Below are 17,281 nucleotides of genomic sequence, written 5' to 3'. Positions count from 1 at the left end.
CTGGAAATGGACTCCTACCGTGATTTTTATCGATATGAAAGTTTTCATAACTAGATATATTTTTGCTATCGATATATACGCGTATTCTTGTAAAATGATCAATAATTAGGCGATGATGTATGCAGTTGCACTCCCACTTATACCTTTGGTATCCGGTAACTTCTGCCCATCCGAGGAAGTCACTCTGCATCCAAGCAGCTTTAAAATCTTTTAAAAAATTAATTCCCAAATACGCAGTACGAGTCTTATTTAATATTATTCTAGCGTTTTACTTTACCACTGCAAATTCCCAAGAAAATCCCCCACAAACTCAAATTGAAGTTGCGAATTTATCAGCGACAGAGCTTTTAAGGAAAGCCAAATCTCTGCAACATAGTGATCAATCATTAAGCACCCAGTTGGCGAATGACTCACTTCGATTATCTAAAATTAATAAAAATCAGCCCGTGAGTGCTCAAGCACACACCTTGTTAGGCGAGTTGGCACAACAAGCAAAGGATCTTGATCAAGCATTGCAGCACTTTTTACAAGCAATCTTTATCTACAAAAATATGAATGATATGCAGAATCAAATAATGTCTTCAATTGTTTATGCCGAGACATTTTTTGCTGCAAATCGCTATGTTGAAGGAGATAAAATACTAGATGAGTTATTACCTATAACTCATCAATATGGCGAAGAATTGCCTATCGCTCTGGTCTTAATTACTAAAGGCAATGGTTACTATCAACAAAAACACTATGACGATGCCATTGCGCAATACACTCCTGCCCTAAAGTATCTTTCTGATAAGGATGAAGTGACACAGAAACACCGAGCAGATACCTATAAAATAATTGCACAGTCATACAAACGCTTAAAAAATAGAGAGCAGACAGCTTCTTTTTATACAAAAGCATTAGCTATCTATACTGCCTTGCAAGACCCCAAATTAATGGCGCGCACTTTAAATACTCTTGCTGAGGCGGAGCGCTATTTAGGGAATTACCTAATAGCCCTTGATTATTCTATTCATGGTTTAAAATTACACGAACGACTCGACGACCCCATAGGATATGTTAAAGCGTTAATGGGTGCAGGCATAATTTTTCGCCATATAGGTAGCTATGAAAAATCCCTTGAGCATATTCACAAGGCACATCTGTTCTACAAGAAAATGAATGACGTCAGTGGTATCGCAAAAACGTCAAATGAATTGGGGTTTATATATACTCAATTAGACCAGGTTGACCAAGCGAAATCGTTTTACCAAATTACGATTGACCAGCCAGAAAAAAAGATAGAACCACAGACCCTTGCGACGGCATTAAGAGAAATGGCCGTCATTGATTTAGGATCCGGTGATTATGAGTCGGCCAAGGTGATGGCACAAAAGGCTCACAAAATTTATCAAAACGACAACGATAAATCAAAGGCTTCTATTTCGGCGCGGATCATAGGAAACATCTATCGCGCCCAACAAGATGATACCAATGCGATAGCCTATTACAGAGAGTCACTGTCTCTTGCTACCGAGATAGGCAGTGAGATATACCAAATAAAAGCACAAACGCCTCTAGCAGGTATCCTCATTGGTGAACATACTGAAGAAGCCATTGATTTGCTAAAAAAAGCGTTAGAACTAGCGATCCAAATCGACTCAAAAACTCAGAAATTGTACGTTTATCGTGAGCTTCGCAAGGCAGAAAAGTCACGGGGAAATATTGCTGAATCACTGCACTATGCTGAAGAAGAAATTGCTTTAACTAAAATAATTCAAGAAGAAAGAGAGGACAATGAGCTTGTTTTAGTAAAAGCCAAGTTATATTCACATAAAAAAGAAATGGAGTTGAAATCATTAAAGGAAATAACAAAGCTCGATCAAATTGAGTTAATCAAGAAAAAGAGCGAAATCGAAATTGCAGAGCAAGAAAGGAAAATTTCTGAACTAGAACTCACAAAAAACAAATATGCCAGTATTGCGCTGTCGTCGTTGCTAGCGATATGTTTGTTAGCGGTGATATTGTTATCTCGACGGTTTGTTCACTCACGAAAACATAATAAAGAACTCGGCTATTTGGCGGCTCGCGATCCACTCACAAACTGTTATAACCGTCGAATTTTGTTTGACCTTATGAATCGAGATTTTGCAGATTTAGAACTGCTTGGCGAATATTGCATTATTCTGGCTGATATTGACCAGTTTAAAGCAGTCAATGACAACTACGGCCACACAACAGGTGACTCTGTACTTCGTGCCGTAGCAGATATTTTGCAAGATAGTATTCGTCAAAATGACATTGTTGCGCGTTTTGGTGGTGAAGAATTTTGCGTTGTTTTACCTGGAGCCTCACAAGATCAGGCTATGCGTATCGCCGAGACTATACGTCGAAAAATCGAAACCAGCCACTTTGACGATGTTACTGTTACCTGTAGCTTTGGTGTAACGTCCATTCAATTTAATGCCAAAACCCCCCAAGAGTTAATTGACCAAGCCGATTTAGCGCTCTACAAATCAAAAAGCAACGGCCGTAACCAAGTTACCCTTTGGGATCAATCACTTGAAAGACAATAGATAACCTGAAATTGGCTCAGATACACCGCCTTTCTTAACAAATTCCCCCTGTTGATATGCACTATTGCCACGAAATTATTTTTATCCCTTATGTTGCAGATTTAGTTGCTAAATCACAGCTACAAAGTAGAGTACTTTTAGGATCATCGTTACGTCATGGTCTATCTAGTGGTTCAAGGTATAAAGTAAAAGCCACTACTAATAACATTTAATAAGGAGCCATAATGAAACTCACTAATAGACAATTAACCACATACTTATTTTCTGTTTTGATAAGCCTATTTTTTTCGCTGCAAACAGTTGCGGAGCCCATCGAATACTTTACGTCGCAGCGAAATATTGACAACCATTACCCATTTTCGAATGCGGTTCGGGTCGGCGATTTATTATTTTTATCCGGTGAGTTAGGCACCCTACCCAACTCAAGTAAACTGATTGGTGGCGGCATCAAAAATGAAACTAAACAAATCATGGAGAATATAAAAGCTAGTTTAGCTAAACATAATTTAACCATGAACGATTTAGTAAAATGCACTGCTATGTTAGCAGACATCAAAGATTGGCCTATTTTTAATGAAGTCTATAAAGGCTATTTCTCTAATCACTTTCCTGCTCGTAGTGCTTTCGCTACTAACGGTTTAGGCCTAAATGCACGACTTGAGTTGGAATGTATTGCCGCGTTTAGTAGCCAATAATGACTGACCAAACATATTTCATTCTATAAGGGTGTCTATTTAAATATTCCTATTAAATTATGATTAAAGGGCATTACCCCTAGCTTTTTCACTAGCTTTAGATAGATGATAAGGTTCAAGGAATTCATCATCTTAGGTAGTAGCATATTATGGAAAATATTATTGCTTGGTTCTTCAGAGTCACTAACATTCGATTGATAATTGTTATGTGTGTGATCTATTTAATATTTCCACTGTATCTGTTACCTAACATCATCAATACAGGTAGTATTGGCCCGCTGGACTTGCTATTTTGGTACAATCACGACACGCTTTATCAGACGTTGACCAGTTATGGCGAAACTATTCGTGGCAGATATATAATTGGATTATTGACTGCCGATCTAGCCTATCCCATTTATTACGGCACTTTATTAGCTTTGATTATTGCTTTGGTAATAAAAAAACTAGCTATCCCATTCTCTAGAAAAATCATTTTTATCCCTTATGTCGCAGTACTTTTTGACTTAACTGAAAACTCCCTTTTAATGTTTTTACTCAGTACTTATCCTAATATACACTTAAAAACTGCAGATTTAGCGGGCTATGTCACAGCTACAAAGTGGAGTGTTTTGGGGGGCATTGCTACGCTCATGGTCTATATAGTGGGTTACGGTATAAGTCGCAGAAAAAATAAAGCCACAACTAATAACTAATTAAGGAGCCAAAATGAAACTCACTAATGCACGATTAACCACATGCTTCATTTCTGTTTTGATCAGTATCTCTTTTTCGCAACAAACAATAGCGGAGCCCATCGAATACTTTTCGTCACAACGAAATATTGACAATCATTACCCATTTTCAAATGCGGTTCGGGTCGGCGATTTATTATTTTTATCCGGAGAAATTGGCACCCAACCTAATTCCAGTAAACTGATTGAAGGCGGCATCAAAAATGAAACTAAACAAACCATGGAGAATATCAAGGCAAGTTTAGCAAAACATAATTTAACCATGAACGATTTAGTAAAATGCACAGTAATGTTGGCAGACATAAAAGATTGGCCCGCCTTTAATCAAGTATATAAAGATTATTTCCCAAAACATTTTCCCGCTCGCAGTGCTTTTGCTACAAATGGTTTAGCTTTAAACGCTCGTGTTGAAGTGGAATGTATTGGGGCGTTTAGCAGTCAATGACTGCTGGCCATATTTAACTACAATTCGCCAATAATGTTGTGTGCATTAGATAAAAACGTGTTTTTATTAGCATTTAAAATGTCATAAAGCTGTCATTTCTCCATCACATTACTGTCACCGTACTTTCATATGCTATTTGCAATCTAAACAGCAAAATAGCATATAGAGGAAAAAGTGTGATTCAAGTAATCAAATGTTCTAAGTATTCAGCCCTTGCTTTGGTAATAAGTTTATCGCTAACCGGATGTTTTTTAGAAGGTGACGATGGCGAACCAGGTTCGGTTGGAACTCAAGGTGAAACAGGTACCGCTGGAACAAATGGTAGTGACGGCAGTGATGGTCAAGACGCCAATGCTAGTATCAGTCTGAGTTTGGTTGGACGGATTCAACTCAATCCTAGCGATCCTGAAGGTGCGGCGGAAATAGTGCAATTCCACTCAGCCTCTAAAACTATCTACGCAATTAATAGTGCAGCTGATGAGCCTACCATTGAAATCATTGATGCCTCATCTTTGACCTCAGAAGTTTTAACTAATCCTTTATCGAGTGAGAATCTAACTTCCATAGCACTTGTGCTGCCCACTGAGCAAAGCGGCGTTGTTTTAGCCGGCCCTACTAGCGTAGCAGTAGCTGGAGACTGGATGGCTGTAGCCGTACCTGCTGCAGATAAAGCAACAAATGGTTTGGTATTGTTCTACAACGGCCTAGATACCTCCTCGCCAACTTTTGTAAAAGCGGTAGAAGTAGGTAACTTGCCCGATATGGTAACTTTCACACCAGATGCCAGCAAAGTATTAACGGCTAATGAAGGTGAGCCAAGTGGTGATTACAATATTGACCCTGAAGGTTCGATATCAGTCATCACAATGGTAGATGGAATACCCAGCGACACAGCAATCAATGTCAGTTTTTCTGACTATAACGGCAAACAAGCTGAACTTGAAACTCAGGGCATGCACTTCCCTAATCCATCAGGTCGCACTATTAATGGCACTTTGATCAACACAACAGTGGCCCAAGATTTAGAGCCTGAATACATCACTACTACTAATGAAGTTGCCTACGTAACACTCCAAGAAAATAATGGCTTAGCTATTGTTGATTTAACTGACAACAGTGTGAAAGTCATTGGCCTTGGTTTTAAAGATTGGAGCGACTATCAATTAGATGGTATGGAAGATGGCACTGTCAGTTTTGGCCAATATGACGATCTCTACGGTATGTACATGCCTGACACTATTGCGTCATATCAGTGGAAGGACGCTAACTTTTTATTGACCGCAAACGAAGGTGATGCAAGGGAATACTTTTTCGATACGTTAAATGCTGACGGCGATCAAGATGAAGACTTATGCACTGCTGCCGGCGGCCAAGACTTTGACGAAGATGATGGATGTTTGTCTTATACCGAAGAAACGCAAGCACGCCGTCTTGACTATGCCGCTGGCTCGAACCTAGACACCATAGCAGGTGATGATCCAAAAGACTTTGACTTCACTGCCTACCCACTAGGGCGCTTAACAGTGACCAATGAATTGGGTGACAGTGACAATGATGGTGAATACGAGGCGCTTTATGCCTACGGAGCCCGTTCATTCACTATCTGGGACAATAATGGTTTAGTAGTATTTGATTCGGGTGATGACTTTGAACGTATTACAGCTTCAATACATGGTAATGCATTCAACAACAACAACGATGAAAATGAAGGCGACTCGCGTTCAGCCAATAAAGGCCCAGAGCCTGAAGCACTAACTGTTGGAAAAGTGGGCGATAAAACCTATGCATTTATTGGTATGGAACGTTTGGGTGGGATCTTTGTTTATGATGTCACTAACCCTTATGACGCTAAGTTTGTTGATTATGTGATCAATCGTGATCTTACCGAAGGTGGTGACATAATAGGTGACAGCGCCCCTGAAGGCATGGCGTTTGTTGACGCAAACAACAGTCCAACAGGCGCAGCTTTGCTTATAATTGGTAATGAAGTCAGCGGTACAGTATCGGTATGGCAGATTGCCGAAAACTAAGAGCTAAATCTAGACCTTAAAACTAATAAAAACGGCGCTATTTCTGTAAATAACGCCGTTTTTTTTCTGCTTATCACAAACTTTAAAATACGCTGCGCTTAGAGTGCGTATTTGTCTTTCATCAAATACGCATAAGCAGTATTAAAAGCCACTTCTTGAAACATTTTTAAGCCAGTGTCGGGCATAGGCACAAGCACTGGGTTGCGCTTTAATGATTCTTTAATCACAGTAGGAGTCAGCACTATCACCTCAACGTTTTCCAGCAACTCTAACGCTGCTTCCAATTTAAAACCTACTGCACCACCAGCAAATTTACCTTTCATGGGGCGTTGACGAATTACAATTTGGTCTATTTTGTAGTCTTGTATTAACTGCGCAAAGGTTTTTTGAAAATAACGTAACTCTTTGGCCTTTGCGTCTTTAGGCAGTGACAGTTTGCGGGTACGACAATCTGGAATTTGAAACACCTCATCTGCCAAAGATAACAAACACACATTGGCATCATTGCCACTTAATTCAACACCTATTACTCGCATAACACATTACTCTTAAATTTAATTGTGTGGATTATAACGTAGATCCTAAAAATCAGTGATACCTAACCATCAATAAAACCATCTTGAGTGAATTGAATGCTTGTACCAAGATATACAATCTTCAAATAACTCGTTCGCAGGTAAAAAATGCTCACTCTTTATGGTTTTGACGTCAGTAACTACTTCAATATGATCAAACTAGCCTTGGATATTAAGGGTGTAGAATATAAAACGGTCACCCTTTATCCCAATCAGACACCCGAATACCTCAGCAAAAGCCCAATGGGAAAAGTACCGGCTTTAGAGACAGAGCAAGGTATTTTGACTGAAACCAATGTCATCCTTGAATATCTAGACGAAGCCTATCCAGACACACCCTTGTATCCTGGCAATGCATTTGAAAAAGCTAAGATTAAAGAGTTGGTTAAAATGGCAGAGTTGTATTTGGAGCTACCCGCAAGGCGTTGCCACTCTGAAGCTTTTTTTGGACAAAAAGTAGACGATCTTACTAAGAAAGAAGTTAAACGTGCTTTATGTAAGGGTATCGAAGGTATGGCTCGTTGCGCCCAATTCAGTCCTTATTTGACAGGTGAGCAACTAACAGCAGCAGACATTGTATTTCTGTATAGTGCAGACTTAGCTGCTGCAGTGGCAGGAAAGTTATTTGCTATTGACTTACTTGAGATGGCACCGGGTGCTAAACAGCTTATGGCTACATTAAATCAGCGCCAAGACGTGATAAAAATTGCCGAAGACAGGAAACTAGCAAATGTAGAATTCAAAAAATATCTCTCTAGTTTTAGTTAAATAACCTGAATTCGGGTTAAATATTAAAATTAGCGATCCATTTATATGCTATTGGAGTAAAATGTAGGTACAGCATCGTAATATTTTTTATGGAAGAAAAAATGAGCCTAACCGAAATAGCAGAATTTAGTTGCCCCTATTGCATGGTCACAAATGACCTCGAAATTGATGAAGACAACGATTTGAATCAGCAACAAATCGTTGATTGTCGAATTTGTTGTTCCCCAATTGAGGTGGTAGTGACAAATGGTATCCACGATAGGTTTAATATAATCGCCACTACTGATAGTGAGTAATAGTCAAAATCGTATTTATGAACCTGATATCTCGCCACTATATTAAATGGATTATATTAGGGCTTTTAAACGTGCATATGTGTGGCTTTACTCAACAGTTGAGCTTCGCTAAGTCCAAACAAAATAAAGAGCTGAGTTTCAATTACACTTGGTCTGATCATCAAGATCAAACAAGAGACATAACCTTCACATTGCCGTTGCGCCAAGTAAATACCCAAAATCACAAAAAATTCATTCCCGACTTAGCCCAACAATATGTTTATATTGAATTACACAAAGCCGCACGTAAGATCGATCCACGAGAAGCCCGAGTACAGATCCAGCATCGAGGTCAAGATATTCTTATTCAAGTCACCAGCAGATCTGACAAGCTATTTGCTAAATGGCAGAGATCGATGGATCAAAGTAAGAAAAAAGCCCTAGACCAATACCTTCAAGATAATTACTACAGTCACTTTCAAACTTATTTAGGACAACAAGCAATAAAACCAGATCACTTACGCTATATAGAAGAAAACACCGCATCTCTAAAACCTATAGCCCAAGCCGTGTATGACAAACTGCCTACCAATAGTGAAACCCGTAACTATGTAAATTTAGTGCTAAGTTGGGTACAAAGTATTCCCTATAATGAATTAAAAAATCGCTTAACCTCTAATGGCGCAGGCTACTTACCGCCATTATCCGTAGTGGCTAATAACCAAGGGGACTGTGATAGCAAAACGGTATTAATGGCAAGCTTAATACGTTCGTTATTACCTGAAGTGAAAATGATCATGGTATACCTACCTAACCATGCATTATTAGGCATAGCTCTACCCTTTAGAACCAACGAACAAACCTTAGATATAGAGGGTGCAGACTATTTATTAATGGAGCCGACAGGCCCCGCCAAAATCCCCTTGGGCGAGATTGCTAACCGCAGTGCCCGGGATATTGCGGGTAATATGTTTAGTATTGAAGAAGTGCCTTAACAATATTCACTAAACATAAGCACCAAGAAGAAAAAAATGTCTCTTTTATTGCCTTTGAACAATAAAGTTATCAACATTTTTATTCATTATCATCAGTCAAAATCTTCTCAGGATTAACTGACAGAAATTTGGTAAGCCATTAACCAACTTCTGTTAGAGTTTGAGCCAGCATTTCATCTAAAGAATTTTCGATTAAAATAGTAATAGCATCTAGAGGAGGCTCTAAGGTTTGTAATTGGCTATCCAATAAGGTTTCTGGCATAAAATGTGATTCTCTATGACTTAAGCGAGAATGTAATACAGCCTTATCTCCTTTTAAATAAATAAACTTAACCACATCATTGGTTGTTGAAGATAATATATCCCGGTAGATTTGTTTCAAGGATGAGCAAGCTAATATTGCCCCACCTAATGTTTCCCAGTGTTTAATTTTATCCGCCAATAATGTCAACCATGGCTTACGATCTTCATCAGTTAATGGGATCCCATTCTCCATTTTTTTAATGTTTTTTGGAAAATGATAATCATCCGCGTCATAAAAAGGTAAGGTTAACGTTTCACCAAGCAGCTTGCCTAGCGTCGATTTACCACAACCACTTACGCCCATTACGATATAAATCATATAAATTCTCTGATTACTCTTTTGTTGTTATTCACAACCATAAAACTAAAGCAATAGCGCGTCTTAGTTCACGACTAGATTCAGTCACCAATACAACTTTGTTGCTTAAAAAAACAAATGATAAAATTATTTTTAAGACAATTAATCTAAGCAGTTTTGATAATTCTCTAGGACGGAAGGAATCAGTCGCTAATGCTTTATTGATAGTGTCAAAAAAGTATTCTGCATTAGCTTCGTTTAATTCAACATCAAAACCAAAGACTTCACAAAAACATAATCCATCCATCCACGAGAAGGCGTTCCATAAAATAAATGATAATGACGTGCAAATACCATCCACACTTTTAAGTAATCAGTTTCACTAACACTTCCATCAAATGCTCGAATTCCAAGGCTCTCTAATGTAATTCCTTGGCTATATAACATCCGAAAAACATAATGATCGGGAATAATTAAAGCTCAGTCGCATTGTTAAAACAGTTATTCTCAGCAAACCAACGAGGATCAGTTTGGCCATGAGGACTAATAATCGGTAAATCTTTAATGCTGCTATATAATGAACGACTTATCGGTCGCTCTGTTTTATCACTACTAAACAAACGGTCAGGATGTAAAATAAAACGGTTATCGGTGCGACTCATTCTTTGTGGCTCATAATGTTCTCATTAAATAATTCTTAAACTGTCCGTATTTTCATTTCAATTTATGTTGATTAAGCGTCAATCTTAAAAACACCGCTCTTAATGACATTAGCAATATCAACATATGCATCTTGGATATTGGTTATAAAGTTGTCATTATTTTTTAAGGTATCGGGTAGCAGTCCACTAGCCTCTAAAAAAACTTTAATATTTTCATTTTCTTGAAACTCACTCATTGCAGCAAATAACTCTTTTGCTTTTGGATCATGTAAAGCGTGTTTATTAACAAAACTAAAACCTATGAAATGTATCCAAGCAGCTACAACAACAGATAAGGATTTAAACCTTCTATTTGCTAAAACATTGTTTTGAATTGGCGCTAAAGTACGAACCGGAATTTTAATTGAGCCATCACAGGCTATCTGACTCAGTAAATGCTTAATTTTGGGATTTTCAAAACGCGCGATAATGGCACGGGAGTAGTCGTGTAAATCAAGGCCTTTGGGTGCTTCAATTGTGGGAATAATTTCATTATCAATAAGGCCCACTAAAAATGATTTAATATTTTTATCCCAGATAGCCTGATAAACAGTTTCATAACCCACCAATAAACCAATATAGGCAAGTGCCGAATGTAATCCATTTAAAATTCTAAGTTTGGCATTTTCAAAAGACTCAACATTATCGGTAAAGATAACGCCTACTTTCTCCCATTCTGGACGTTCAATATGAGGGCACTCCTCAATAACCCACTGAGTAAACAACTCTCTTTGAACCGGCGCGCTATCCACAAGACCAAGCTTGATATCAATAAGGTCAATAGTCGCTTGTTCGGTTTTAGGGGTAATACTATCGACCATAGTATTCGGAAATTGCACTTCTTTATCTATCCACTGCGCTAACTCTTTACTGATATGGCTGGCAAATTGGATCACCGCAGACTTTAGTTTTCGGCCATTGTCAGGCAAGTTGTCGCAAGCAATAACATTAAAAGGTTTAATAGAGTTTTTGAAACGTATATTAAGGGCAGCGACTAACAAACCTATGGCAGTACTTGGATTTTCGGGTGATGCTAAGTCATTGATTATTGAAGGTAGGGCTTCGTCCAAAACACCTTCAGTATTTAAACAATAACCTTTCTCCGTTACCGTTAGTGAAACAATTTTAGTGGTTTCTGCAGCCATTCGTTCCAAAACAACTGAAGCTTCATTTTTTACCACTAGCACTTCTTTAATTGCCCCTACTACCTGAAAGCTGTCTTCTACATCTAAAACCGCCATGGTATACAGACAATCTTGACTGTTTAACTGCGCTTGTAATGCTTCATTACGAAAACTAACTGCACATATGCCCCAGTTACCTCCCCCTTGTAGGTTTAATAGCTGCTCGGTATACATGGCTTGATGAGAACGATGGAATGCCCCTAAACCTAAATGAACAATGCCAATGTTAATATCGTCACGTTTATAGGAGGGATAAATAACATCTGTAGTATCGTTAACACAATCGACTGATTGCAAAAACATTTGATTTAATTGCTTTGATTTTACTCTCATAAACGGCCATTACTTCGTAATTACTATAAAGACAAGAATTTGCCTAATGAATAAATTGATTTTACAACTAGAGCAATCATAGAGTCAAATGGCCTTACCAATTTGATTGGTTATATTCAAAATCAATAGAATTAAAGCTTATTCAAGTTAAAGAGGGCATGAAAAGCTAAACATTCAGTCGATCAAGCTATTCTGGCTTGACCAAAATTTGTTGAAATAAAAACATTAGAGCAGCTGTTGTAGATATGCATTGAATGAATACACTAGGCCGACTTACTTCTAGTTATTTGCCATTTACCACTATCTAAAGTTGCTACGTTGGCAACGCAGGACATCATGACGGTTTTAAAACTCTAACAATAGAATATTAATATTGCTCATACCTCATCCACTATCATGATAGTCACGCGCTGAACTTACCTAATATCTGAACCTTATGGTTATAATTGTTCTTCAGCAAATTCTGCCAACCTACTACGTACTACACCGTCTAAGTTTATCGTGGCACTGCCAGAAAAATTCTTAAACTTCTCAACTATATAGGTTAAACCCGAAGTGACTGCCGATAAGTAATTACTATCTATTTGTGCCAAATTACCACTACAAATTAACTTAGTTCCTTCACCGCAGCGGGTAATGATGGTTTTTAATTGAGAAGCCGTTAGATTTTGTGACTCATCTAAAATAACTATGGCATTTTGAATACTACGACCACGCATAAAATTCACTGATTTAAACTGAATATTGGCTTTTTCCATGATGTAACTCATAGAGCCTTTTACGTTTTCATCATTTTTATGCAGCACTTCTAAACTGTCTGTAATAGCGGCAAGCCAAGGAGCCATTTTTTCTTCTTCGGTGCCGGGTAAAAAACCAATGGATTCGGCGATTTCTGGGGTGCTTCTAGTGACTATGATTTTGTCATACATATTTCTCTCTACGACCATTTCAAGCGCCGCCGCTAAAGCCAATAGAGTCTTACCACTGCCAGCAGGACCAGTCAGTATCACTAAATCAATATGTGGATCGAGAAGGGCATGTAAGCCCATTGCTTGACCAATATTTTTGGGTGTAATCCCCCACGCTCTTCGCCCCATCAGTCGTTCATAACCTAAATCTAAAACTTCCAAATGATCGGCTGTAACAGTCTCCACTAAACCTGCAAAACTCTGACTGTCATCCAGTAAAAATTCATTCACGTAAGCTTCTGGCAATACCTTACGTTCAATGCTATGAATAGTATCTCTGCCCTCAGTACGGCTATCTACCGATTTAACTTCATCCCAAAAATTGCCAGAAAACTGATGATAACCTTTAGATAGATATTTGATATCTGTGATCAACTGATCGGTACGATAATCTTCAACATGAGCCAATCCTGCGCCCTTCGCCTTCAAACGCATATTGATGTCTTTGGTTACCAATACTACTTGCTTAGACTGTAGCGATTTTTGTAAATACAGCGCGCTATTAATAATACGGTTGTCGTTTTCGTTACTTGTGAAAACTTGCTGGGACTCGGGCATACCATGATCAACAAAAATCGATAAACTACCTGTTGGAGCTGACTCCCCAGCTCCCTTACCTAACATTGATACACCCTGCATCAACTCTTCAGGTGTAGCATCGTGAAGTAAGTCTTCCATAGCGCGAATAGATACGCGAGCGTCTCGGGCGACATCTTTTTTGCTGTCTTTTATATAATCTAGTTCTTCAAGAACTGTCATGGGGACAACAACGTCATTTTCTTTAAAGGATAAAAAGGCTAGGGGTTCATGTAGGAGTATATTGGTATCTAAAACGTAAATTTTTGAACTTACTGCTTTTTCTTTTGGCATCCGTCTCTCCTGTAGAACTTAGATAAAGTACCTGCCAGTTAAGTCATGATTTTTCTCAGCCCGAGGTTTGAAAAGTAAACACTTGTGCTAAAAACATACTTAACTACAGGTTTCACGGGTCAACAACCCGTTTCCACAATAAAACACTTTCTCCAGACAATCATCTACTTTTAAACAGTGTTATACCCAAACCATCTCAAAATGCGCGTTTCAGAACGACTGGGGCGCTTCAATTCGAGGCGCGTCAATGACTGAATGTCGGCCACCTTCTGAATTGGCGTAACGAAGAAGTGGAGTGCCCCAGTCGTTCCCTTCGGGCGGGTTTTAAAGCGATTTATGCTGCGTTGGCCATTTTTGACTTAGACCACTAGGTCTGCAAATGGCCGCCTAACCTAAACCGCTTTAAACTCCCGCTGAATCCGTCATTTTGAGGTGGATTGGGTATAAATATTAAATTTTTGCTACAATGCGCGCCCGCCGCAATGCGGGTATTAATAACAGCAATTCTATAGGTGAGGACAAGACCATGGCTAAGCAACAATATTTTGCCCTAGGGCAACGTTGGCTCAGTGATACAGAGACTGATTTAGGCCTAGGTACCATTGTACTAATTGAATCGCGAACAGTCACAGTGCTGTTTCCAGCGACAGGCGAAAGCCGTGTGTATGCAGCCCAGACGGCCCCTTTAACCCGAATAGAATTTGCGATTGGCGATAGTGTAAAAAGTCACGAAGGCTGGGAGTTACTGGTTGATCAAGTTCAGCAAAAAGATAATCAACTAACCTATATTGGACACCGAATTGATAACAACCTAGCTGTTACCCTAAAAGAAACCTTTATCGATCATCATTTTCAACTTAATCAACCAGAACAACGATTATTAAATGGCCAGTTCGACGACCCTAAATGGTTTGACTTACGTGAACAATGCCTTACCCATCAATTCGACCACAGTACCTCATCGTTACTTGGTTTTGTTGGTGCAAGAGTTGATCTTATTCCCCACCAATTACACATTGCCTCTGAGGTCGGTGGACGCCATGCCCCTAGAGTATTATTAGCAGACGAAGTAGGCCTAGGTAAAACCATAGAAGCTGCGTTAATTATCCACCAGCAATTACTCACGGCCAGAGCCCAACGAGTACTGATAGTGGTACCTTCTAGTTTGGTACACCAATGGCTAGTTGAAATGTTACGTAGAGTTAATTTAGCATTTTCAGTGTTCGATGAAGAACGTTGTGAAGCCATGTCTGAAGATGCAAGTAACCCATTTGAAGCAGAACAACTGATCATATGTAGCCTGGATTTTTTAACCCATAACAGTCGTTACTATCAACAAGCACTTGAGGCAGAGTGGGACTTAATGGTGGTAGATGAGGCCCATCATTTAATTTGGTCACAAGGCCAGCCTTCTCAGCAATATCAAGTGATAGAAGGGTTAGCCAATGTCACTAAAGGGGTATTACTACTTACCGCCACCCCCGACCAACTCGGCCATGAAAGCCACTTTGCTCGACTCAGATTACTCGACCCTGCTCGTTTTCATGACTATCACAGCTTTGTAGCTGAGGAAAAACAGTATAGTCAATTGGCGACGGCTATTGGGCCCTTGCTGAGTGGTAAGAAACTTAGTGATGACAATATTCAGGCTATCAGCCAATTTGCTGAACCTGAGATGTTAAAAGACATCAATTTATCAACGCCAGAAACTAAGACCAAAATTCTGCACACTTTATTAGATCAGCACGGAACGGGAAGATTGTTATTTAGAAACAGTCGCGCTGGGGTAAGTGGTTTTCCAACTAGAAAATTATTTGGCTATTCATTAATTCAGCCTATCGAATATTCCTTATTACTGTCAGAAGATCCGCACAACCTACAGTTACAGTTAACCCCAGAAAGGCACCCAGACGTGATTAATACATGGGTGAATTTCGATCCTAGGGTTGACTGGTTTATCTCTCAGTTAAAATTATTAAAGGGCGAAAAAGTCCTAACAATTTGTGCCAATGCCAGTACCGCATTGCAATTATCAGAGGCGTTACGAGTCAAAGCTGGCACACGTTCAACTGTATTTCATGAAGGCATGGGTATTGTAGAACGCGACAGAGCAGCCAATTATTTCGCTCAGTCTGAAGACGGCGCTCAAGTGCTAATTTGTAGTGAAATAGGCAGTGAAGGGCGTAACTTCCAATTTGCCCACCACCTTATTTTATTTGATTTACCTTTAGTGCCTGATCTTCTGGAGCAACGTATCGGGCGTCTTGATCGCATCGGCCAAAAACACGATGTCTGTATTCATGTGCCCTATTTTGATATGAGTGCGCAACAGGTGTTACTTGATTGGTATCATCAAGGGTTGGGCGCATTTGAACATACCTGTCCCACTGGTATGACTGTCTATGAAGAAACCCAAGAACTGTTACATGCCTGTATTCAAGAACCTAAAGATATTCATAAGTCAGAGCAACTAATTAATCAAACCGCTAGCCTACATCGCGAACTCAAGTTAAAACTTGAGCAGGGTAGAGATAAATTGCTAGAACTCAATTCATCTGGTCAAGGTCGAATCGATGCCTTTTTAGAACAAATTTTACAGGCAGAGCAGTCTCCTAAGCTGGAGTTATTTATGACTCGATTATTTGATGCCATTGGTTTGTTGCAAGAAGACGAAGGCGAGAGTTGCTATATATTGCGACCTACCGAAACCATGATTAGCCCTCTCCCTGGTCTGGACGAAGAAGGCATGACCATTACCTATGAACGCACAACGGCAACACTATTGGAGCATGTTACTTTCCTAAGTTGGGATCACCCTATGATCCATCATGCTATGGATATGTTGACCACAGACGTGATTGGCAAAAGTTCTATCGCTTTTTGTAAAGATAAAAGCAAACCCGCTGGCGCCTATTGGCTAGAATGCCTATTTGTTCTTTCGGCAAAAGCGGCACATGGCTTACAACTGTCACGATTTTTACCGCCAACACCCATTAAGATTTGTATTGATGCCAACTTACAATTGATAAACAAACAATTTATTCAATTAGAGTCAGTATTACCTAAAATGGGCAACCAGTTAATCAGTGCGTTAAAAACTCAGGTGGAAAAATGTTTAGATAATGCACAACAACAAGCCGAGCAAGAATCACAATTGGTAAAAACTAGACGAATAAGCCAGATGCAGGAATTGTTAGGTGATGAATTGGCAAGATTACAAAGCTTACAAAAAGTGAACCCTGCGATCCGTGATGAAGAAATTGAACATGTCGCCAATCAAATTAGTAGTCTTGAAAATATCATGGGTGAAGCGAAGTTAAATCTAGAAGCAGTCAGGTTGATAGTGAACAATCCCAAATAGGCACTGACATATGGCCAATAGACTCAATTTACATAGGGTGTTCTTAAGCTTCGCCATCCAGTTACCGAACAAACTTTACGATTTGAGTCTCAGGTGCCTTTTTGAATTACCCATTATTGACGAAACAATAAAACAATAAAACAATAAAACAATAAAACAATAAAGGGTGCAAAATTAAAGAACTACTGAAT

The 17,281-nt window shown here is 39.1% G+C and carries 15 protein-coding genes; 9 read left to right on the top strand and 6 right to left on the bottom strand.

Annotation, left to right across the window (positions count from 1 at the left end):
- The first annotated feature begins 119 nt into the window (after positions 1 to 119).
- The 5 genes from GARC_RS18315 (at position 120) to GARC_RS18295 (ending at position 6,459) form a co-directional block, all read left to right on the top strand.
- Entirely contained in the window at positions 120 to 2,555 is a 2,436-nt protein-coding gene (locus tag GARC_RS18315) for a tetratricopeptide repeat-containing diguanylate cyclase (protein WP_081587581.1), read from the top strand.
- Between the two features lie 224 nt (positions 2,556 to 2,779).
- Entirely contained in the window at positions 2,780 to 3,250 is a 471-nt protein-coding gene (locus tag GARC_RS18310) for a RidA family protein (RefSeq protein ID WP_007622982.1), read from the top strand.
- Between the two features lie 149 nt (positions 3,251 to 3,399).
- Positions 3,400 to 3,945 (top strand): hypothetical protein, encoded by a 546-nt coding sequence (locus GARC_RS18305; RefSeq protein ID WP_007622980.1) that lies wholly within the window; start codon positions 3,400 to 3,402, stop codon positions 3,943 to 3,945.
- A 13-nt stretch (positions 3,946 to 3,958) separates the two neighbouring features.
- Positions 3,959 to 4,429: a RidA family protein gene (locus GARC_RS18300; protein WP_007622978.1), complete on the top strand. Its 471-nt coding sequence runs from the start codon at positions 3,959 to 3,961 to the stop codon at positions 4,427 to 4,429.
- A gap of 179 nt (positions 4,430 to 4,608) precedes the next feature.
- Positions 4,609 to 6,459 (top strand): choice-of-anchor I family protein, encoded by a 1,851-nt coding sequence (locus tag GARC_RS18295; RefSeq protein WP_039990061.1) that lies wholly within the window; start codon positions 4,609 to 4,611, stop codon positions 6,457 to 6,459.
- A gap of 98 nt (positions 6,460 to 6,557) precedes the next feature.
- Here the strand turns inward: GARC_RS18295 and GARC_RS18290 are convergent, their stop codons facing one another.
- On the bottom strand, positions 6,558 to 6,995 hold the full coding sequence (locus tag GARC_RS18290; RefSeq protein WP_007622974.1) for a DUF3010 family protein: 438 nt from the start codon (positions 6,993 to 6,995) through the stop codon (positions 6,558 to 6,560).
- A 147-nt stretch (positions 6,996 to 7,142) separates the two neighbouring features.
- Between GARC_RS18290 and GARC_RS18285 the strand changes: the two genes are divergently transcribed.
- The 3 genes from GARC_RS18285 to GARC_RS18275 all read left to right on the top strand — a co-directional run bounded on the left by GARC_RS18285 (position 7,143) and on the right by GARC_RS18275 (position 9,072).
- Positions 7,143 to 7,802, top strand: coding sequence for a glutathione S-transferase family protein (locus tag GARC_RS18285; RefSeq protein WP_007622972.1), 660 nt, complete (start codon positions 7,143 to 7,145; stop codon positions 7,800 to 7,802).
- 101 nt (positions 7,803 to 7,903) lie between these two features.
- The gene (locus GARC_RS18280) at positions 7,904 to 8,098 is read left to right on the top strand and encodes a CPXCG motif-containing cysteine-rich protein (RefSeq protein ID WP_007622970.1); all 195 of its coding nucleotides are present in this window, start codon (positions 7,904 to 7,906) and stop codon (positions 8,096 to 8,098) included.
- A gap of 17 nt (positions 8,099 to 8,115) precedes the next feature.
- Positions 8,116 to 9,072 carry a hypothetical protein gene (locus tag GARC_RS18275; protein ID WP_226989215.1) on the top strand — a complete coding sequence of 319 codons (957 nt, stop codon included), beginning with the start codon at positions 8,116 to 8,118 and terminating at the stop codon, positions 9,070 to 9,072.
- A gap of 139 nt (positions 9,073 to 9,211) precedes the next feature.
- On the opposite strand, the gene GARC_RS18270 is transcribed toward GARC_RS18275, so the two are convergent.
- The 5 genes from GARC_RS18270 to GARC_RS18250 form a co-directional block, all read right to left on the bottom strand.
- Positions 9,212 to 9,694, bottom strand: coding sequence for a gluconokinase (locus tag GARC_RS18270; protein WP_007622960.1), 483 nt, complete (start codon positions 9,692 to 9,694; stop codon positions 9,212 to 9,214).
- 31 nt (positions 9,695 to 9,725) lie between these two features.
- Positions 9,726 to 9,980 carry a hypothetical protein gene (locus GARC_RS27770; protein ID WP_007622958.1) on the bottom strand — a complete coding sequence of 85 codons (255 nt, stop codon included), beginning with the start codon at positions 9,978 to 9,980 and terminating at the stop codon, positions 9,726 to 9,728.
- Between the two features lie 166 nt (positions 9,981 to 10,146).
- Entirely contained in the window at positions 10,147 to 10,335 is a 189-nt protein-coding gene (locus GARC_RS27765; protein WP_007622956.1) for a hypothetical protein, read from the bottom strand.
- Positions 10,336 to 10,406: 71 nt separating this feature from the next.
- Positions 10,407 to 11,891 (bottom strand): mannitol dehydrogenase family protein, encoded by a 1,485-nt coding sequence (locus tag GARC_RS18255; protein WP_052151526.1) that lies wholly within the window; start codon positions 11,889 to 11,891, stop codon positions 10,407 to 10,409.
- A gap of 440 nt (positions 11,892 to 12,331) precedes the next feature.
- A complete protein-coding gene (locus GARC_RS18250) occupies positions 12,332 to 13,729 on the bottom strand; it encodes a PhoH family protein (protein WP_007622952.1) in 1,398 nt (465 codons plus the stop codon).
- Positions 13,730 to 14,255: 526 nt separating this feature from the next.
- Here GARC_RS18250 and rapA point away from each other — a divergent pair.
- Positions 14,256 to 17,090, top strand: coding sequence for an RNA polymerase-associated protein RapA (gene rapA / locus GARC_RS18245; RefSeq protein WP_007622950.1), 2,835 nt, complete (start codon positions 14,256 to 14,258; stop codon positions 17,088 to 17,090).
- Positions 17,091 to 17,281 lie beyond the last annotated feature (191 nt).

It is taken from the genome of Paraglaciecola arctica BSs20135 (assembly GCF_000314995.1).
In the GTDB taxonomy this organism is placed as follows: Bacteria; Pseudomonadota; Gammaproteobacteria; order Enterobacterales; family Alteromonadaceae; genus Paraglaciecola; species Paraglaciecola arctica.
Note: the sequence above shows the minus strand (reverse complement) of the source record. Positions and strands in the feature narration are given on the sequence as shown.

What these genes read in the sequence shown, in the direction of transcription:
- GARC_RS18270 (WP_007622960.1), bottom strand. Translation starts at nt 9,694, where the DNA reads ATGATTTATATCGTAATGGGCGTAAGTGGTTGTGGTAAATCGACGCTA.
- GARC_RS18315 (WP_081587581.1), top strand. Translation starts at nt 120, where the DNA reads ATGCAGTTGCACTCCCACTTATACCTTTGGTATCCGGTAACTTCTGCC.
- GARC_RS18280 (WP_007622970.1), top strand. Translation starts at nt 7,904, where the DNA reads ATGAGCCTAACCGAAATAGCAGAATTTAGTTGCCCCTATTGCATGGTC.
- GARC_RS18310 (WP_007622982.1), top strand. Translation starts at nt 2,780, where the DNA reads ATGAAACTCACTAATAGACAATTAACCACATACTTATTTTCTGTTTTG.
- GARC_RS18255 (WP_052151526.1), bottom strand. Translation starts at nt 11,891, where the DNA reads ATGAGAGTAAAATCAAAGCAATTAAATCAAATGTTTTTGCAATCAGTC.
- GARC_RS18290 (WP_007622974.1), bottom strand. Translation starts at nt 6,995, where the DNA reads ATGCGAGTAATAGGTGTTGAATTAAGTGGCAATGATGCCAATGTGTGT.
- GARC_RS18275 (WP_226989215.1), top strand. Translation starts at nt 8,116, where the DNA reads ATGAACCTGATATCTCGCCACTATATTAAATGGATTATATTAGGGCTT.
- GARC_RS27765 (WP_007622956.1), bottom strand. Translation starts at nt 10,335, where the DNA reads ATGAGTCGCACCGATAACCGTTTTATTTTACATCCTGACCGTTTGTTT.
- GARC_RS18300 (WP_007622978.1), top strand. Translation starts at nt 3,959, where the DNA reads ATGAAACTCACTAATGCACGATTAACCACATGCTTCATTTCTGTTTTG.
- GARC_RS18285 (WP_007622972.1), top strand. Translation starts at nt 7,143, where the DNA reads ATGCTCACTCTTTATGGTTTTGACGTCAGTAACTACTTCAATATGATC.
- GARC_RS27770 (WP_007622958.1), bottom strand. Translation starts at nt 9,980, where the DNA reads ATGGATGGATTATGTTTTTGTGAAGTCTTTGGTTTTGATGTTGAATTA.
- GARC_RS18305 (WP_007622980.1), top strand. Translation starts at nt 3,400, where the DNA reads ATGGAAAATATTATTGCTTGGTTCTTCAGAGTCACTAACATTCGATTG.
- rapA (WP_007622950.1), top strand. Translation starts at nt 14,256, where the DNA reads ATGGCTAAGCAACAATATTTTGCCCTAGGGCAACGTTGGCTCAGTGAT.
- GARC_RS18250 (WP_007622952.1), bottom strand. Translation starts at nt 13,729, where the DNA reads ATGCCAAAAGAAAAAGCAGTAAGTTCAAAAATTTACGTTTTAGATACC.